We start from the raw sequence: 17395 nt of genomic DNA, 5'->3' as shown, positions 1-17395 counted from the left end.
GTGTTCGGACGTCGCAAGAAAAGTGGTTCCGCCAAGGACGAGGCGGAGGCAGCGGGCGAGACCGAGCAGTTCGAAGGTGTCGACGGCGCTGACGCCGCGGCCGCCGCGGACGCGGCCGACGCCGACGACAGCGCGGAGCCCGCGCCCCGTCGTACGAACCTTCCGCCGGCGCCCCGGCCCGACGGCCCCTGGGACATCTCCGAGGTCTCCAGGCCCGACGAGGGCCGGGTCGACCTCGGGGGCATCTTCGTCCCCGCGGTCGAGGGCATGGAACTGCGCGTAGAGGTCGCCGGTGACGCGATCGTCGCCGCCACGGTCGTCGTACGGGACAGCGCCGTACAGCTCCAGGCCTTCGCCGCGCCCAAGAAGGAGGGCATCTGGGGCGAGGTCCGCGAGGAGATCGCCACGGGCATCACCCAGCAGGGCGGCATCATCGACGAGGTCGAGGGTCCGCTGGGCTGGGAGCTGCGCGCCCAGGTCCCCGTGCAGCTCCCCGACGGCACCGGAGGCGTGCAGCTCGTGCGCTTCATCGGGGTCGACGGACCGCGCTGGTTCCTGCGCGGGGTGATCTCCGGCCAGGGCGCGGTACAGCCCGAGGCCGCCGGGCTGCTGGAGCAGATCTTCCGGGACACCGTCGTCGTGCGCGGAGAGGGCCCGATGGCCCCCCGCGACCCGATCGTCCTCAAGCTCCCGGACGACGCGCAGATGGTCGCCGAGGGCGTCCAGCAGGAGGACCAGGAGAGCTCACGCTTCTCCGGCGGCATGGGACAGCTCCAGCGCGGTCCCGAGATCACCGAGGTGCGCTGAACCACCGAGGCGCGCGCCCGCCGGTCCGCCGGCCCGGGCGCCCCGGCACCCGCACGGACACGAGGAGGGCCGTCTCCCGCACGGGGGCGGCCCTCCTCGCGTGCCCGGCCGGGCGGCGGGCGCCGACTGGTGCCGGGAATGCCGCCGGAGCGGACGCGGCCCCGGGCCCGCCCCGCCGGGGATCTCGCCGGGCGCCGTCAGAATCGTGTCAAAACCGGCCCCGGGCCCCCGCCGCGGCGCCCGCGCGCGTCGTCACCGGCGGTAGTTTCTACCGGACAGCCGGACGCCGGGCGGGCCGGCTCTTCTGGAAGACAATGGGGCCATGGGACGCGGCAAGCTTCGGATCTACCTGGGCGCGGCACCGGGCGTCGGCAAGACGTACGCGATGCTCTCCGAGGCGCACCGCCGGGTGGAGCGGGGCACGGACTGCGTCGTCGCCTTCGTCGAGCACCACGACCGGCCGCGTACGGAAGTGATGCTGCACGGCCTGGAGGCGGTCGAGCGGCGCGAGCTGGAGTACCGCGGGACCGTCTTCACCGAGATGGACGTCGACGCCGTCCTGGAGCGCCGCCCCACCGTCGCACTGGTCGACGAGCTGGCGCACACCAATGTGCCCGGTTCCCGCAACGCCAAGCGCTGGCAGGACGTCGAGGAACTGCTCAAGGCCGGCATAGAGGTCGTCTCCACCGTCAACATCCAGCACCTGGAATCGCTCGGTGACGTCGTCGAGTCGATAACCGGGGTACGGCAGCGCGAGACCGTCCCCGACGAGATGGTCCGGCGCGCCGACCAGATCGAGCTGGTCGACATGTCGCCCCAGGCACTGCGCCGCCGGATGGCCCACGGCAACGTCTACAAGCCCGACAAGGTCGACGCCGCGCTCTCCCACTACTTCCGGCCCGGCAACCTCACCGCGCTGCGCGAGCTGGCGCTGCTGTGGGTCGCCGACCGGGTGGACGAATACCTCCAGCAGTACCGCGGCGAGCACAACATCCGTACCACCTGGCAGGCCCGCGAGCGCATCGTCGTCGGCCTCACCGGCGGCCCCGAGGGCCGTACGCTGATCCGCCGCGCGGCCCGGATGGCGGCCAAGGGGTCGGGCAGCGAGATCCTCGCCGTCTACATCGCCCGCAGCGACGGGCTCACGGCCGGCTCGCCGAAGGAACTGGCGGTCCAGCGCACCCTGGTCGAGGACCTCGGCGGCACCTTCCACCATGTGATCGGCGACGACATCCCCTCCGCGCTGCTGGAGTTCGCGCGCGGCGTCAACGCCACCCAGATCGTGCTGGGCTCCAGCCGCCGCAAGACCTGGCAGTACATCTTCGGTCCCGGTGTGGGCGCCACCGTGGCGCGGGAGTCGGGGCCCGACCTCGACGTGCACATCGTCACGCACGAGGAGGCCGCCAAGGGGCGCGGACTGCCCGTCGCGCGCGGCGCCCGCCTCGGCCGCTCCCGGATCATCTGGGGCTGGCTGGCCGGGGTCGTCGCGCCCGTCCTCCTCTCGGTGCTGCTGACCGCGATGAACAACACCCTGGGGCTCGCCAACGACGTCCTGCTCTTCCTCTTCCTGACCGTGCTGGCCGCCCTGCTGGGCGGGCTGCGGCCCGCGCTCGCCTCGGCGGCCGTGGGGTCGATGCTGCTCAACTTCTACTTCACGCCCCCCACCCACAACCTGACCGTCGCCGACCCCAAGAACCTCGTCGCCATCGTGATCTTCTTCGCGGTGGCCGTGGCGGTGGCCTCCGTGGTGGATCTGGCGGCCCGCCGTACCCATACGGCCTCCCGGCTGCGGGCCGAGTCCGAGATCCTCTCCTTCCTCGCGGGCAGCGTGCTGCGCGGGGAGACGGCGCTGGACGCGCTGCTGGCGCGGGTCCGCGAGACCTTCGCCATGGAGTCCGTGGCACTGCTCGAACGCAAGAGCGATGTCGACCCGTGGACCTGCGCGGGCAGCGTGGGCCCCCAGCCCGTCGGCCGGCCCGAGGACGCCGATGTCGACATGCCGGTCGGCGACCACATGGCGCTGGCGCTCTCCGGGCGGGTGCTGCCCGCCGAGGACCGCCGGGTGCTCGCCGCGTTCGCCACGCAGGCCGCCGTCGTACTCGACCGCCAGCGGCTGGTCGGCGAGGCCGAACAGGCCCGCGCGCTCGCCGAGGGCAACCGCATCCGTACCGCCCTGCTCGCGGCCGTCAGTCACGATCTGCGCACCCCGCTGGCCGGCATCAAGGCCGCGGTCTCCTCGCTCCGCTCCGACGACGTCGAATGGTCCGAGGAGGACCAGGCGGAACTGCTGGAGGGCATCGAGCACGGCGCCGACCGGCTCGACCACCTCGTGGGCAACCTCCTCGACATGTCCCGGCTCCAGACCGGCACCGTCACCCCGCTGATGCGCGAGATCGACCTGGACGAGGTCGTCCCGATGGCGCTCGTCGGCGTACCGGAGAGCAGTGTGGAACTGGACATCCCCGAGTCGCTGCCCATGGTGGCCGTCGACCCCGGGCTGCTGGAGCGCGCGGTCGCCAACATCGTCGAGAACGCGGTCAAGTACAGCCCCGAGGGGCGGCGCGTCACCGTCGCCGCCAGCGCCCTCGGCGCCCGGGTCGAGGTACGGGTGGTGGACCGGGGCCCCGGTGTCCCCGAGGACGCCAAGGAACGCATCTTCGAACCCTTCCAGCGCCACGGCGACGCCCCGCGCGGGGCCGGCGTCGGCCTCGGGCTCGCCGTCGCCCGCGGCTTCGTGGAGGCGATGGGCGGCACCCTCACCGCCGAGGACACCCCCGGCGGCGGCCTGACCATGGTGCTCACCCTCTCCGCGGCGGCCGGCCCTGTGCCGGTCAGCCCCGAATCTCCCGCCCGGGTCGGCACATGACCGGGACAGCAGAAAGGCGGACCTCTATGACCCGGGTGCTCGTGGTCGACGACGAGCCACAGATCGTACGGGCCCTCGTGATCAATCTCAGGGCGCGCAAGTACGAGGTGGACGCGGCCTCGGACGGCACGACCGCGCTGGAACTCGCGGCGGCCCGCCACCCCGACGTGGTCGTGCTCGACCTCGGGCTGCCGGACATGGACGGCGTCGAGGTGATCAAGGGCCTGCGCGGCTGGACGCGCGTCCCGATCCTGGTGCTCTCCGCGCGCCACACCTCCGACGAGAAGGTCGAGGCGCTGGACGCGGGCGCCGACGACTACGTCACCAAGCCGTTCGGCATGGACGAGCTCCTGGCCCGGCTGCGCGCCGCGGTCCGCCGGGCCGAACCGCTCGGCGGGGACGGCGACGAGACCGTCGCGGTGGTCGAGACGGCGGGGTTCACCGTCGACCTCGCGGCCAAGAAGGTGCACCGCGAGGGCCGTGACGTACGGCTCACCCCGACCGAATGGCACCTGCTGGAGGTCCTGGTACGGAACACGGGCCGGCTGGTCAGCCAGAAACAGCTCCTCCAGGAGGTCTGGGGCCCCTCGTACGGCACCGAGACCAACTACCTGCGGGTCTATATGGCCCAGCTCAGGCGGAAGCTGGAGACGGACCCCTCGCACCCCCGGCACTTCGTCACGGAGCCGGGCATGGGCTACCGCTTCGAACGGTGATCCGGTACTGATCCGGTCCGCTCTCCGGCACGGGGTCCGGATCCCCCCCGTACCGGAGAGCGGACCGGGTGATCCGCGGCCCCCGTACGTCCTTCTGTCGCACCCGTCCCCCGGTACCCTTCAGACATGAGTGCTGAGAAGCCGACCGGCCGCTTCCGCCGGATGCTCGACCGGCTCTCCAGCTCCCAGGAGGACCTGGAGTCCGAGGAGCTGAGGGAGGACGCACAGGCGTCCGGGTGCACCCGGATCGCGGAGTGCGACGACCGCCAGATCGTCCGGGTGACTGGTACGTTGCGGACGGTCACCCTGCGACCCCGGGCCGGTGTGCCCGCGCTGGAGGCGGAGCTGTTCGACGGCACCGCGCCGCTGGACGTGGTGTGGCTGGGCCGGCGTTCCATCATGGGCATAGAGCCGGGCCGCAAGCTGATCGCCTCCGGCCGGATCTCCCTGAGCCACGGCCGCCGCGTGCTGTTCAACCCCAAATACGAACTCCGACCGCTCGGACAGGAGTAGCCGGTGACGTCACCCGACAAGCCCACCGCCCCGACCGTTTCCCCCGCATCGTCCGCACCCCCCTCGCCCGACCAGGACGGTGATGCGAAAGCCGTCACGGAGGCGGCGCTCTTCGAGGCGTTCGGCGGCGTACGCGGCATGGTGGAGACGGTCCTCCCCGGCCTGCTCTTCGTCACGATCTACACCATCAACAAGGACCTGCACACCTCGGCGATCGCGGCGCTCGCCATCTCGCTGCTGATGGTGGTGGTCCGGCTGGTCCGCCGGGACACCGCCAAGCACGCCTTCAGCGGGGTCTTCGGCGTCGCCTTCGGTGTCGTCTTCGCGATGATGACGGGCAACGCCAAGGACTTCTACCTCCCCGGCATGGTCTACACACTGGGGCTCGCGCTCGCCTACATCATCACCACGCTGGCGGGCGTGCCGCTGATCGGGCTGATCCTGGGCCCGGTCTTCAAGGAGAACCTCTCCTGGCGCACCCGTAACCCCGGCCGCAAGAAGGCGTACGCCAAGGCCAGTTGGGCGTGGGGGCTGATCCTGCTCACCAAGTGCGCGATCCTCTTCCCGCTCTACTGGTGGGCGGACACGACGCAGCTCGGCTGGGTGCTGATCTCGCTCAAGATCCCGCCGTTCCTGCTGGCGGTCTATCTGACGTGGGTCTTCCTGGCGAAGGCGCCCCCGCCGATCGATGTCTTCGCCGAGATGGAGGCGGAGGAACAGGCCGAGAAGGAGCGCGCGGCGGCGGCCGCCGCGGTGACCGGCGAGCGGGGCCCGGCCCGGCACCGGCGATAGGGCCCCTCCGTACGGACCGTACGGCGCCCGAGGTCCCGTACCGGCTTCCCGTACGTGACGTACCCACGAAGGCATCTGCCTTCGTGGGTACGTTCGTGCGCGGGCGACTTCGCACGTACGGGAGGGACCGTCAGTCCGCGGTGTCCTCGCGGCGTACGGACAGCAGGTCCTCCAACTGCTCCTCGCGGGCCTGCGCCGCCACGAACAGCAGCTCGTCGCCCGCCTCCAGCGTCTCCTCCGGATGGGGCGTCAGCACCCGCGTCCCCCGGATGATCGTCACCAGCGAGGTGTCCTCCGGCCAGCTCACCGAGCCGACCTGAGTCCCGGTCACGGCCGACTCCGGCGGCAGCGTCAGCTCGACCAGGTTGGCGTCGCCGTGGCTGAAGCGGAGCAGCCGTACGAGATCGCCGACGCTCACCGCCTCCTCCACCAGCGCGGACATCAGCCGCGGCGTCGAGACCGCGACATCGACGCCCCACGCCTCGTTGAACAGCCACTCGTTCTTGGGGTTGTTGACGCGGGCGACCACCCGCGGCACGCCGTACTCCGTCTTGGCGAGCAGCGACACGACCAGGTTGACCTTGTCGTCCCCGGTCGCGGCGATCACCACGTTGCAGCGCTGGAGCGCCGCCTCGTCCAGCGAGGTGATCTCGCAGGCGTCCGCCAGCAGCCACTCGGCGAGCGGCACCCGCTCCACCGAGATGGCGGTCGGCGCCTTGTCGACCAGCAGCACCTCGTGCCCGTTCTCCAGCAGTTCGCCCGCGATGGAGCGGCCCACCGCCCCTGCCCCGGCAATCGCGACACGCATCAGATCCCGCCTCCGTCCGGGCCCTCGGCGAACGCCGCCTCGACCTTCCCGATGTCGTCCGTACGCATCATCACGTGGACGAGGTCGCCCTCCTGGAGCACCGTCTGCGACGTCGGCAGCATCGCCTCGCCCAGCCGGGTGAGGAAGGCCACGCGGACGCCCGTCTCCTCCTGGAGCCTGCTGATCTTGTGACCGATCCAGCTCTCCGACGTGTGGACCTCGGCGAGCTGCACGCCACCGCTCGGATCGCGCCACAGCGGCTCCGCGCCGGACGGCAGCAGACGGCGCATCATCTGGTCGGCGGTCCAGCGGACCGTGGCCACCGTCGGGATTCCGAGCCGCTGATAGACCTCGGCCCGGCGCGGGTCGTAGATACGGGCCGCGACGTTCTCGATACCGAACATCTCGCGGGCCACCCGGGCTGCGATGATGTTGGAGTTGTCGCCGCTGCTCACCGCGGCGAACGCGCCGGCGTCCTCGATCCCCGCCTCGCGCAGGGTGTCCTGGTCGAAGCCGACACCGCTGACGCGACGGCCGCCGAAGCCGGAACCGAGCCGGCGGAACGAGGTGGGGTCCTGGTCGATGACGGCGACCGTGTGCCCTTGCTGCTCCAGGTTCTGCGCGAGTGCGGCGCCCACCCGGCCGCAGCCCATGATGACGATATGCACGGCCCTACACCACACTCCCCGCAGGCGCTCTGACCTGCGTAAATGTCTTGCTCATGTCTCTCTTTCGGCTCGCCGGGCAAACGGCGGCGGCCGGTTGGTGAGCCGCCGGGCACCATCATGCCGGGGATCCCGGCCCGGTCCCTTCCCGGGGACCGGGTGGTGCCTGCCCCTGCCCGGGACCAACGTATCGGTAATGACCGAGGGACCGACGGCGGGCCGGTGCCCGGTCCGTCCGGGGCCGTGGGCGGACACCGGTGGGGCGCGTACGCGGCGGAGCTGCCCGAGGAGGGGCCGACCAGGGCACCAACCATGATCATGAATGGTCCGACCGCGCTCCCCGGCCACCTTCGCCGGCACCGCGGGGCGGCGCCCCGGGGCGTGGTGGAGCACACCGCGTCAAGATGGGGGTGGTGGCCGCACACGTCACTGTTCGAACGCTTACGATCCCTTCCGTGTCCAAACTGACCGACGTGCCCAAACGGATCCTGATCGGGCGGGCGCTGCGCAGCGACAAGCTCGGGGAGACCCTCCTCCCCAAGCGCATCGCCCTGCCCGTCTTCGCCTCCGACCCGCTGTCCTCGGTGGCGTACGCGCCCGGAGAGGTGCTCCTGGTCCTCTCCATCGCGGGGGTCTCGGCGTACCACTTCAGCCCGTGGATCGCCCTGGCCGTCGTCGTCCTGATGTTCACCGTCGTGGCCTCGTACCGGCAGAACGTGCACGCGTACCCGAGCGGTGGCGGCGACTACGAGGTCGCCACCACCAACCTCGGCCCCAAGGCCGGCCTCACCGTCGCGAGCGCGCTGCTCGTCGACTACGTGCTGACCGTCGCCGTGTCGATCGCCTCCGGCATCGAGAACCTCGGCTCCGCGATCCCCTTCGTCGTCGAGCACAAGGTGCTCTGCGCCGTCGCCGTCATCGTGCTGCTCACCCTGATGAACCTGCGCGGCGTACGCGAGTCGGGCAAGCTCTTCGCCATCCCCACCTACGTCTTCGTCGGCGGCGTCTTCATCATGATCGCCTGGGGCGCCTTCCGGGGCCTGGTGCTCGGCGAGTCCATGCAGGCGCCCACCGCCGACTTCCAGATCAAGCCCGAGCACCAGGGGCTCGCCGGATTCGCCCTGGTCTTCCTGCTGCTGCGGGCCTTCTCCTCCGGCTGCGCGGCGCTGACCGGCGTCGAGGCCATCAGTAACGGCGTCCCCGCCTTCCGCAAGCCCAAGAGCAGGAACGCCGCGACCACGCTCGCCCTGATGGGCGGCCTCGCCGTCACCATGTTCTGCGGCATCATCGGGCTGGCCATGGCCACCGATGTGAAGATGGCCGAGAACCCGGCCACCGACCTGTTGAACGGCGGGGTCCCGGTCGGATCCGGCTATGTCCAGAACCCGGTGATCTCCCAGGTGGCCGCCGCCGTCTTCGGCAGCGGGACGTTCTTCTTCGTCCTCCTGGCCGCGGCCACCGCGCTCGTCCTCTTCCTGGCCGCGAACACCGCGTACAACGGCTTCCCGCTGCTCGGTTCGATCCTCGCGCAGGACCGCTATCTGCCCCGCCAGCTCCACACCCGCGGCGACCGGCTCGCCTTCTCCAACGGCATCGTGCTGCTGGCCGGGGCCGCCGCGCTGCTCGTCGTCGTGTACGGGGCCGACTCGACCCGGCTGATCCAGCTGTACATCGTCGGGGTGTTCGTCTCGTTCACGCTCAGCCAGACCGGCATGGTCCGGCACTGGAACCGCCATCTGCGGACCGAGCGGAACGCCGCCAAGCGCCGCCACATGGTGCGCTCCCGGGCGATCAACGCCTTCGGCGCCTTCTTCACCGGGCTGGTGCTGATCGTCGTCCTCGCCACCAAGTTCACCCACGGGGCGTGGGTCGCCCTGCTCGGGATGGTGATCTTCTACGGCACGATGACCGCGATCCGCCGGCACTACGACCGGGTCTCCGCGGAGATCGCCGCCGACGAGGACTCGGCCGCCGACACGGTACGGCCCTCGCGCGTGCACTCCATCGTGCTGGTCTCCAAGCTCCACAAGCCCACGCTGCGCGCCCTCGGCTACGCCAAGCTGATGCGCTCGGACACCTTGGAGGCGCTCTCCATCAATGTCGACACGGCGGAGACGAAGGCGCTCAGGGAGGAGTGGGAGCGGCGCGGCATCAACGTACCGCTGAAGATCCTCGACTCCCCGTACCGGGAGATCACCCGGCCGGTCATCGAGTACGTCCGCGGACTGCGCACCGAGAACCCGCGCGACGCGATCAGCATCTACATCCCGGAGTACGTCGTCGGGCGCTGGTACGAGCACCTCCTGCACAACCAGAGCGCCCTGCGGCTCAAGGGGAGGCTGCTCTTCACGCCGGGCGTGATGGTCACCTCGGTGCCCTACCAGCTCGAATCCTCGGAGCTGGCGAAGCAGCGGGCGAAGCGGCGCGGGATGTACAACGCGCCGGGCGCCGTCCGCCGCGGCCCGGTCGACGCACGGTCGAAGGACCACGGCGCGGGGGAGTGACGGGGGCGCGGGCGGCCGCGCGGTCCCGGCCCCGCGACGGGCGCGGTCCCGGCCGGACGCCGGGGCCGGGCCCGGCACGTAGACTGGTGGGCTGTCGCCCGGCCGTCCACGCGCCGGCTCAGCCCCTCGGATCTTTGGAGCCACCCCGTCATGAGCACAGAACCGCAGGCTTCGCTGGTCGGGGAGGAGTACGAGGTCGAGGTGGGCCCCGTCGCCCACGGCGGTCACTGCATCGCCCGTACCGACGAGGGCCGGGTGCTCTTCGTACGGCACGCCCTGCCGGGCGAGCGGATCCGCGCCCGGGTGACGGAGGGCGAGGCGGACTCGCGCTACCTGCGCGCCGACGCCGTGGAGATCCTCGACGCGTCCAAGGACCGGGTCGAGGCGCCCTGCCCGTACGCGGGTCCCGGCCGGTGCGGCGGCTGCGACTGGCAGCACGCCAAGCCGGGCGCGCAGCGGCGCTTCAAGGGCGAGGTCATCGCGGAGCAGCTGCGGCGGCTCGCCGGACTCACCCCGGAGGAGGCCGGCTGGGACGGTACGGTCATGCCCGCGCCCGGCGACAAACTCCCGGCGGGCGAGGTGCCGGCGTGGCGCTCGCGCGTGCAGTACGCGGTCGACGAGAAGGGCCGCGCCGGGCTGCGCAAGCACCGCTCGCACGACGTGGAGCCCGTCGACCACTGCATGATCGCCACGGAGGGCGTCAGCGAACTCGGTGTCGAGCGGCGGGAATGGCCCCAGATCGCCTCGGTGGAAGCCATCGCGGCCTCCGGCTCCGGCGACCGCCAGGTCATCCTCACCCCGCGCGAGGGCGGCCGGCTCCCGCTGGTGGAGCTGGACAAGCCCGTCTCCGTCCTGCGGGTGGAGGAACACGACGGCGGGGTGCACCGCGTCCACGGCCGCGCCTTCGTCCGCGAGCGCGCCGACGGCCGTACGTACCGCGTCGGCATGGGCGGCTTCTGGCAGGTGCACCCGCAGGCCCCCCAACTCCTGGTCGAGGCCGTGATGCAGGGCCTGATGCCGAGGAAGGGCGAGACCGCGCTCGATCTCTACTGCGGGGTCGGCCTGTTCGCCGGGGCGATCGCGGAGCGCGTGGGCGAGAGCGGCGCGGTGCTCGGCATCGAATCCGGCAAGCGCGCGGTCGAGGACGCCCGCCACAACCTGAAGGACCTGCCGCGGGTCCGTATCGAACAGGGCAAGGTCGACCAGGTCCTCCCGCGCACCCGCATCACGGAAACCGACCTGATCGTCCTGGACCCGCCCCGCGCGGGCGCCGGCAAACAGACGGTCCATCACCTCACGAACCTGGGCGCCCGCCGCATCGCCTACGTCGCCTGCGACCCGGCGGCACTCGCGCGCGACCTGGCGTACTTCCGGGAGGGCGGTTACCGGCCGCGCACGCTGCGGGCGTTCGACCTGTTTCCGATGACGCACCATGTGGAGTGCGTCGCGATTCTTGAGCCTGTGGCAAAGGCCGTCTGACCTGCAGTTTCTCTGGTGTGCATTATATGCGGTGTGGGTGTTACGGGCGATATCTTGACGCTGAAACGACGCTCGTGACGCTCGTTCTGATGGTGTGTCAGGCGACTTGCCGTGCGGGTCGGGGCCCGTTGAGGTGGCGAGTATGAGTAGGGCGCCCAGGGCAGGTGACGCTGAACGCAGCGCTCCTGGATGCTGGTGGTCATATGTCGCGGAAGAGACCAGTGGACCCTGTGACCTGCCACGTTTGATGGGGCGGGGCTGCTGACCTGGGGGAATGTCCTTTCGCCTGTCTCACGCTCGTCTGCTGTCACTCTTTCGGCTCTACGCAGTGTGTGGGGGTGCGGTGTGGGCTGGAGGCCGGCGACGAAATCGGGCTGGTCTCGGTTTCGGGAGGACCGCTGAGTATGGCCTCGATGGTGTACATGCGACCGTTCTCTGGCGGCAACCCTGGATTGGACCGCCGTCGTGTCCCAGGTCTTTGGAAGACCCCGGACGGTATCCGGGTTGCGCCTTGGCCGACCTCAGCTCTTCGCATGGAGACCCCGGCGTCGGTCACCGTCTGCGGCGGGGCCCCGGTCTGGCGTCCCACGGCTTGCTGGCGCACAGTCAGTCGCCGTCGGGCGGCAGTGGCACGTCGTACGCATTGAGGATCGCCGAGATGGCGGCATACTGCGCGACGAGGAAGACGAGTTCAGCCGTACCGGAGTCGCCGAAGGTGCGGACCCCGGCTCGGTAAAGCGCTCCCGGCAAAGGCGCGCCGCTGTGCAGCCGGGCTGCCACATCGTGAGCGACCGTTTCCTCGGCGGTCATGCCTGCCGGGCGCTGCCCCGCGACCAGGCCCTCGATGATGTCCTCCGGCAGACCGACGGCGAGCGCAACCCGAGAGTGTGAGTACAGCTCGTAGGCCGCGGCATACCGCGAGCCCGTGGTGAGAATCGCAACCTCGCGCACTCGGGCGGGCAGGACTGAGGCGCCGGTGCCGGCCGTGAACCACTTCAGCAGCGGGCGGGCGAGCCCGGGAAAGCGGAGCATCACCGGGAAAGGGCCGATCAGCGCGCCGTCGGGATCAGTCGAGGTAAACGGCGCGGGCAAGCCGGCCATGAGCTGTCGGACGTGATCGTCGAGCGAGCGCTGCTCGGCTGTCAGTTCGCTGGGCTTGATCGAGGGCATGCGCACAACGCGTCACCGTACCCGCGTGCCGTCGAGCCACACCTGACGGACCCGGCCGCGAAGGTCGTCGAGATCGGACAGACTGCCTGCGATGACGACCACATCCGCGAGCTTGCCGGCTGCCAACTTTCCGGCGGTGTCGAATCGGAGGAGTTCGGCCGGGCTCGACGTCGTGGCGCGCCAGGCATCCAGCGCGGACATCGACGAGGAGTTCACCATCAGAGCGAGTTCTCTGAGGTTGCTCGCTGCCGGGCTCCAGTAGGGCGGGCTGTCGGTCCCCATAGCGATCTTCACCCCCGCCTGGACGGCGAGCGCGAAGCTCGCCTGATGAGCTTCGACGGCCTCACGGGCAAGGTTGGCGTTCTCTTCCGGGATCGGTATGCCGCTGTCAGCGGCGTCAATGATGGCGCGTGTCGCTGACAGCGTGGGAACGAGCCAGGCGCCACGCTCGAGCATGAGGTCGACTGCTTCGTCGTCCAGGTAGTAGCCGTGTTCGATGGAACGGACGCCGGCCCGCAAGGCTGCCTTGATTCCCTCGGTCCCCTGCGCGTGGGCGAATACGTAGGTGTCGGCCGCGGCGGCTTCGGCAACGATCACCGCTAGCTCGTCGGCGCGAAACTGGGCGTGGCGGGGATTATCGCCTGTAGACATGACTCCGCCGGTGGTGGCGATCTTGACTGCGTCGGCTCCCGCGCGCAGGACTTCACGGACTCCTCGCCGCACTCCGTCCGGGCCGTCGACGACCGGGTTGGGCCGTCCGGGGTGTGCCGTCATCATCGGGATCGATCGATGGCCTCCCGAGGGGAGATGGACATCGCCGTGCCCGCCCGTTTGGGACAGCATCGAGATCGCGATCTGCAGTCGCGGTCCCTCGATGAGTTCCTGTGCGATCGCTTGCTTCACCCCTAGGTCTGCGCCTGCGGCATCTCGGGCAGAGGTGATGCCTTGGTCGAGCAGGAGTGACAGGTTGCGCTTTGCTTCGTAATACTGCAGGGAGAAGGCTTGTTGTTCGGCGCGTGCGAGGTTGAAGTCTCGGGTCATCACGTGCACGTGGCAGTCGAACAGCCCGGGGAGGACCGACTTTCCAGAGCAGTCCACAACGTGATCACCGTCCAGATCGGTCCCGACATCGACGACGTGGCGGCCTTCGATGACGAGGTCGGCCATGCCTGCTGAGGTTCCGTCGAAGACGGTCCCATTCTTGAAGACTGTGCGGACTGCCATTGCTCCTCATTTCCTGATTGTTCGACTGCGCAGGTTGGGCACGGGGGGCGCCTGACGCGGCTTCAGCACTCGACAACGTTGACGGCCAGCCCGCCCAGGGCCGTCTCCTTGTATTTGTGGTTCATGTCCGCGCCGGTCTCACGCATGGTGGCGATGACCTGGTCCAGCGAGACGTGATGGTTGCCGTCGCCCCAGAGCGCCATTCGCGCGGCGTTGATCGCTTTCACTGCAGCGATCGCGTTGCGTTCGATGCAGGGCACCTGTACGAGGCCGGCAACAGGATCACAGGTCAGGCCGAGATTGTGCTCCAGCGCGATTTCGGCGGCGTTCTCCACCTGGCGCGGTGTACCGCCGAGGATCTCGGTCAGTCCGGCCGCAGCCATCGCCGATGCAGAGCCGACCTCGCCTTGACAACCCACCTCGGCACCGGAGATCGAGGCGTTGGCCTTGCAGAGGCTGCCCACCGCCGTGGCGGTGAGCAGAAACCTCTCGACGATGTCGTTGCGTGAATCGTCGTCGGCGCCCTTGCCGGCAGCCGTGTAGTTCAATGCATAAAACAGTACGGCGGGGATGATTCCGGCCGCACCGTTGGTCGGTGCGGTCACGACGCGACCACCGCTGGCGTTCTCCTCATTCACTGCCAACGCGATGAAGTTGACACGCTCTTGCCAGTACTGCTCACTGTGCTCGGGGTCCTCGCGGTCCAATCGCGACGCCCATGCACCGGCTCGCCGACGGACATCGAGGCCGCCAGGGAGCACCCCCGTACGCGATACAGCCGACGTGACGCATGTTTGCATCGTGTCCCACAGTTCTCGCAATCCCTGGCTGAGGTCGGTGTGCGAGCGCCCTGCGAGTTCGTTGTCGCGTACCACGTCGCAGATGCGGGAACCTGTCTGGTCGCAGATAACGAGCAGCTCCGCCGCCGTGCGGAACGGGTGTGGAACCGACGTCGATTGCATGCCGGAGGGGCGCTCCTCGTCGCCGTCGCGGACAACGAACCCGCCCCCGATGGAGTAGTACGTATCTGATCGAACAACAACGCCGGCATGGTCGTATGCGGTGATCGTCAACGCGTTCGGATGGCGCGGACGGACGGTCAACGGTCGCAGTACGAAGTCCTCGATTCGGCAGGGGATTCGTCGCCCTGCGCCCAGGCTCACCCTGCCGGATGCCGCGATGTCCGCCAGCCTTCGCTCAACTTCGCCGGAGTCGAGCCTGGCTGATTGCGCACCATCCAAGCCGAGAAGCACCGCGGTGAACGTGCCGTGCCCGTGCCCGGTCGCGGCGAGCGAGCCGAAGATCTCCACTCGCACTGACTCGACGCTGGCCGCCGCGCCCGCTCGCCGCAGGTCCTTAGCAAAGGCGGCGGCTGCCTTCATCGGCCCGACTGTGTGCGAACTCGAGGGCCCAATCCCCATAGTGAACAGGTCGAAGACACCGACAGGAGCTGTCGAAGTGGTCATGCGGCAGGACGGTAGTCCGCACACGTAATGGTTCCGGCTTGGTGCAGGATTTCATTCGAAAGACGCGTCTGGCTGAGGCATATTGGTCAGCAGAGGGCTGAATTCGCCAGTGGCGTGCCCACGGGCATCGAGGCGGTGTCCTTCCTTCTTGACCGTGCGCAGCACGACGGAACGGTCGGCAATGCTGACGCCGGGAAGTTTCTCCTCCAGGATGACTTCGAGCCGCTGCACATCAGCCAGCGTCGGCAACCACACGGCGAGGATGAGGTTGTACTGTCCGACAGTTGAAACCGCGAGGCGGATCTCGCCGATACGGGTGAGCACAGACCCGACGCGCTGCACGAGCGCGGCAGGGACCCGGAGGAAGTACCACGCATGAACCGGCCGGCCCGACTGCGCCTTTGCCATATCCAGGCGGGTGTCCAGTCGGCCTTGTGCGGTCATGGCGGCAACCGCGTCCCGCACCCGACGCTGGCCCACGCCGAGGGTCCTCGCCAGGAAAGCCACTGTCGCCCTGCCATCCGGTCCCAGCAGGCGAAGGAGTTGGTCCTCCAGTGGAGAGTCGACGCGGCTGCTCGGGGATCGCGAGACCTCGACGCTCCGCTCCACCGCAGCGATCTCCTCGGCAGACAGGGAGCGAAGGCGCCACTGTCCTCCGTCCACGAACGGCGACGAGAACAAGTGGGCCCGGGTCGCCCGAATCCCGTCAAGTGCCGGTACCCGCATCATCAAATATTCCGTCAGCGCATTCATGCTGGATGTGGCCACCAGCACGAGCATCTCGCGTCCCCCGGCCGTGAGGTCCACCGTGAACGCTTCATTGTCCGCCGCGATCTCCTGTGCGAGGCCGAGCGTGGCGGCAGGGTGGGCTTCAATCTCCAGTATCGCCGACGGCCCTCTCAGCTCCGGGCCGGGATGTCCGGACACCCATGCGATGCCAGCCTCGACGATGCGGTCCCAGCGCCGGGCGAGGGTGACCGCGTCGACCCCGATAATCGGCGCCAGCGCAGCCCAGCGTGCTCGCGGGTTGATCTGGAGGGCATGGATGAGCCGCCGATCGAGCTCATCCAGGTCGTAGTCCTGCCGACTCTCGTCCAAATCACTCATGAAAATTGACTCTATGGTACGAGAAAGCTCGCTGTTTCAGCGGGCATGTGGCTGTTCACGTGCCGTGCGCCGAAACATCCTGACGTGGCACCGCGGGGAGATTCCAGACGACGCAACTCACGGTGCCCCCTTGAGTGCCAGCGCGGAGCTCGTGACACCTGGCCGAATTGCGGCAGAAGGGCATGCCTGCCTGACGCAAAGCTTCACCGCGGTCGGCTTCTGGGGATTTTTCCTGCGTTGCCGGTCGTGCCGCTTCCTCGCGGAGTAATGATCTTCACGTTAGCGAGAGCGTCGGTATCCCGGCGCTGACGAAGGAGGACGACCTTGACGACCATGTCAGACCCCCGGTGGGAAGGCCACGTTCCACCGACCGCATTTGAGGAGTACTCCGAGAAGTACGCCGCCTTCTTCAAGATGCGCAGGGAGAACGGGATCATCGAGCTTCGGCTCCACACTGACGGCGGTCCATACGTCCACAACTGGGCCGCCCACAACGCGTGGAACCGGGTGTGGCAGGACGTGGGCAACGACCCCGACAACCACGTCCTCATCCTGACCGGCACCGGCGAGACCTGGTTCCGAGGCGACCCGGAGGAGACGTGGCCGCGGCCCGTCGTCGAGGAGGAGCCCGACTACATCTTCCAGCAGACCATCGATGCGTGGAAGCTGATAGAGAACTTCGTCAACAACCTCGACATCCCGACGATCGCGGCGGTAAACGGTCCCGGGATCCACACCGAGTTCGCGCTACTGTGCGACATCACTCTGGCCGTGGAAGACGCAGACTTCATGGATCCGCACTTCATGGCGGGCACCGCGCCGGGAGACGGACTCTCACTCGCCCTGCAGCACCTGATGGGCACGAAGCGGGCGGCCTACGACATCTACAGTGGCCGCTCCATCCCTGCGCGGAAAGCACTCGACTACGGACTCGTCAGCGACGTACTTCCGCGTGAGGAGCTCCTGCCGAAGGCGTGGGCGATCGCGGGCGACATCATGAAGCGCCCGCGGTTCGCCCGCTGGGCAACCCACAACATCGTGTCTCGCCCCTGGCGCAAGCTCGTTGCCGAAGACTTCGGTTTCCACTTCTCGCAACAGATGCTCGCCACCGTCGCTGCCAAGCGACAGGTTCCCGACCCCGAGCTGGTCGTCGAGGCACGCTCACGCAAAGTGTGGTGAGAACCTGAGGGACGACGGCCCTGGCCCCCCATGTCCCCTTCGAGGCCGGCCGCGCCGCGTGTCTGCGCGACGGCGGCGACGTCACGCTGATCGGCGTGG

Annotated in this window: 14 protein-coding genes; 8 read left to right on the top strand and 6 right to left on the bottom strand. The window is 69.2% G+C overall.

Annotated elements, in window-relative coordinates; genetic code table 11:
• The 5 genes from AB0P17_RS39235 (at window position 1) to AB0P17_RS39215 (ending at window position 5694) form a co-directional block, all read left to right on the top strand.
• Window positions 1-807, top strand: coding sequence for a DUF3710 domain-containing protein (locus AB0P17_RS39235; RefSeq protein WP_365819149.1), 807 nt, complete (start codon window positions 1-3; stop codon window positions 805-807).
• Window positions 808-1129: 322 nt separating this feature from the next.
• Window positions 1130-3673: a sensor histidine kinase KdpD gene (locus tag AB0P17_RS39230; RefSeq protein ID WP_365819147.1), complete on the top strand. Its 2544-nt coding sequence runs from the start codon at window positions 1130-1132 to the stop codon at window positions 3671-3673.
• A 26-nt stretch (window positions 3674-3699) separates the two neighbouring features.
• Window positions 3700-4389 (top strand): response regulator, encoded by a 690-nt coding sequence (locus AB0P17_RS39225; protein ID WP_365819145.1) that lies wholly within the window; start codon window positions 3700-3702, stop codon window positions 4387-4389.
• Between the two features lie 126 nt (window positions 4390-4515).
• On the top strand, window positions 4516-4902 hold the full coding sequence (locus tag AB0P17_RS39220) for an OB-fold nucleic acid binding domain-containing protein (protein ID WP_365819143.1): 387 nt from the start codon (window positions 4516-4518) through the stop codon (window positions 4900-4902).
• Window positions 4903-4905: 3 nt separating this feature from the next.
• A complete protein-coding gene (locus AB0P17_RS39215) occupies window positions 4906-5694 on the top strand; it encodes a DUF3159 domain-containing protein (RefSeq protein WP_365819141.1) in 789 nt (262 codons plus the stop codon).
• Between the two features lie 130 nt (window positions 5695-5824).
• Here AB0P17_RS39215 and AB0P17_RS39210 read toward each other — a convergent pair whose 3' ends face one another.
• Complete coding sequence (locus AB0P17_RS39210; protein WP_365819139.1) at window positions 5825-6502, bottom strand: TrkA family potassium uptake protein; 678 nt, start codon at window positions 6500-6502, stop codon at window positions 5825-5827.
• On the bottom strand, window positions 6502-7170 hold the full coding sequence (locus AB0P17_RS39205; RefSeq protein ID WP_365819137.1) for a TrkA family potassium uptake protein: 669 nt from the start codon (window positions 7168-7170) through the stop codon (window positions 6502-6504). Before AB0P17_RS39205 ends, AB0P17_RS39210 begins: the two co-directional genes overlap by 1 nt.
• A gap of 452 nt (window positions 7171-7622) precedes the next feature.
• Between AB0P17_RS39205 and AB0P17_RS39200 the strand changes: the two genes are divergently transcribed.
• Both AB0P17_RS39200 and AB0P17_RS39195 read left to right on the top strand, forming a co-directional pair.
• Entirely contained in the window at window positions 7623-9671 is a 2049-nt protein-coding gene (locus AB0P17_RS39200) for an APC family permease (RefSeq protein ID WP_365819135.1), read from the top strand.
• Window positions 9672-9821: 150 nt separating this feature from the next.
• A complete protein-coding gene (locus AB0P17_RS39195; RefSeq protein ID WP_365819133.1) occupies window positions 9822-11150 on the top strand; it encodes a TRAM domain-containing protein in 1329 nt (442 codons plus the stop codon).
• Window positions 11151-11756: 606 nt separating this feature from the next.
• On the opposite strand, the gene AB0P17_RS39190 is transcribed toward AB0P17_RS39195, so the two are convergent.
• The 4 genes from AB0P17_RS39190 to AB0P17_RS39175 form a co-directional block, all read right to left on the bottom strand.
• Complete coding sequence (locus AB0P17_RS39190; protein ID WP_365819131.1) at window positions 11757-12320, bottom strand: hypothetical protein; 564 nt, start codon at window positions 12318-12320, stop codon at window positions 11757-11759.
• A 12-nt stretch (window positions 12321-12332) separates the two neighbouring features.
• Window positions 12333-13487, bottom strand: coding sequence for an amidohydrolase family protein (locus AB0P17_RS39185; RefSeq protein WP_365819129.1), 1155 nt, complete (start codon window positions 13485-13487; stop codon window positions 12333-12335).
• 119 nt (window positions 13488-13606) lie between these two features.
• Window positions 13607-15010, bottom strand: a complete 1404-nt coding sequence (locus tag AB0P17_RS39180) for an L-serine ammonia-lyase (protein ID WP_365819127.1) — start codon at window positions 15008-15010, stop codon at window positions 13607-13609.
• Window positions 15011-15061: 51 nt separating this feature from the next.
• A complete protein-coding gene (locus AB0P17_RS39175; RefSeq protein WP_365819125.1) occupies window positions 15062-16117 on the bottom strand; it encodes an Lrp/AsnC family transcriptional regulator in 1056 nt (351 codons plus the stop codon).
• 333 nt (window positions 16118-16450) lie between these two features.
• Here AB0P17_RS39175 and AB0P17_RS39170 point away from each other — a divergent pair, with 333 nt between their 5' ends.
• A complete protein-coding gene (locus AB0P17_RS39170) occupies window positions 16451-17296 on the top strand; it encodes an enoyl-CoA hydratase/isomerase family protein (RefSeq protein ID WP_365819186.1) in 846 nt (281 codons plus the stop codon).
• Window positions 17297-17395 lie beyond the last annotated feature (99 nt).

The sequence above is a fragment of the Streptomyces sp. NPDC088124 genome (assembly GCF_040685895.1).
Lineage (GTDB): Bacteria > Actinomycetota > Actinomycetes > Streptomycetales > Streptomycetaceae > Streptomyces.
Note: the sequence above shows the minus strand (reverse complement) of the source record. Positions and strands in the feature narration are given on the sequence as shown.

Bases quoted from the DNA above. Each gene is read 5' to 3' on its own strand.
- AB0P17_RS39230 (WP_365819147.1), top strand. From the start codon at position 1,130: ATGGGACGCGGCAAGCTTCGGATCTACCTGGGCGCGGCACCGGGCGTC.
- AB0P17_RS39225 (WP_365819145.1), top strand. From the start codon at position 3,700: ATGACCCGGGTGCTCGTGGTCGACGACGAGCCACAGATCGTACGGGCC.
- AB0P17_RS39220 (WP_365819143.1), top strand. From the start codon at position 4,516: ATGAGTGCTGAGAAGCCGACCGGCCGCTTCCGCCGGATGCTCGACCGG.
- AB0P17_RS39210 (WP_365819139.1), bottom strand. From the start codon at position 6,502: ATGCGTGTCGCGATTGCCGGGGCAGGGGCGGTGGGCCGCTCCATCGCG.
- AB0P17_RS39195 (WP_365819133.1), top strand. From the start codon at position 9,822: ATGAGCACAGAACCGCAGGCTTCGCTGGTCGGGGAGGAGTACGAGGTC.
- AB0P17_RS39190 (WP_365819131.1), bottom strand. From the start codon at position 12,320: ATGCCCTCGATCAAGCCCAGCGAACTGACAGCCGAGCAGCGCTCGCTC.
- AB0P17_RS39185 (WP_365819129.1), bottom strand. From the start codon at position 13,487: ATGGCCGACCTCGTCATCGAAGGCCGCCACGTCGTCGATGTCGGGACC.
- AB0P17_RS39180 (WP_365819127.1), bottom strand. From the start codon at position 15,010: ATGACCACTTCGACAGCTCCTGTCGGTGTCTTCGACCTGTTCACTATG.
- AB0P17_RS39175 (WP_365819125.1), bottom strand. From the start codon at position 16,117: ATGAGTGATTTGGACGAGAGTCGGCAGGACTACGACCTGGATGAGCTC.
- AB0P17_RS39170 (WP_365819186.1), top strand. From the start codon at position 16,451: ATGTCAGACCCCCGGTGGGAAGGCCACGTTCCACCGACCGCATTTGAG.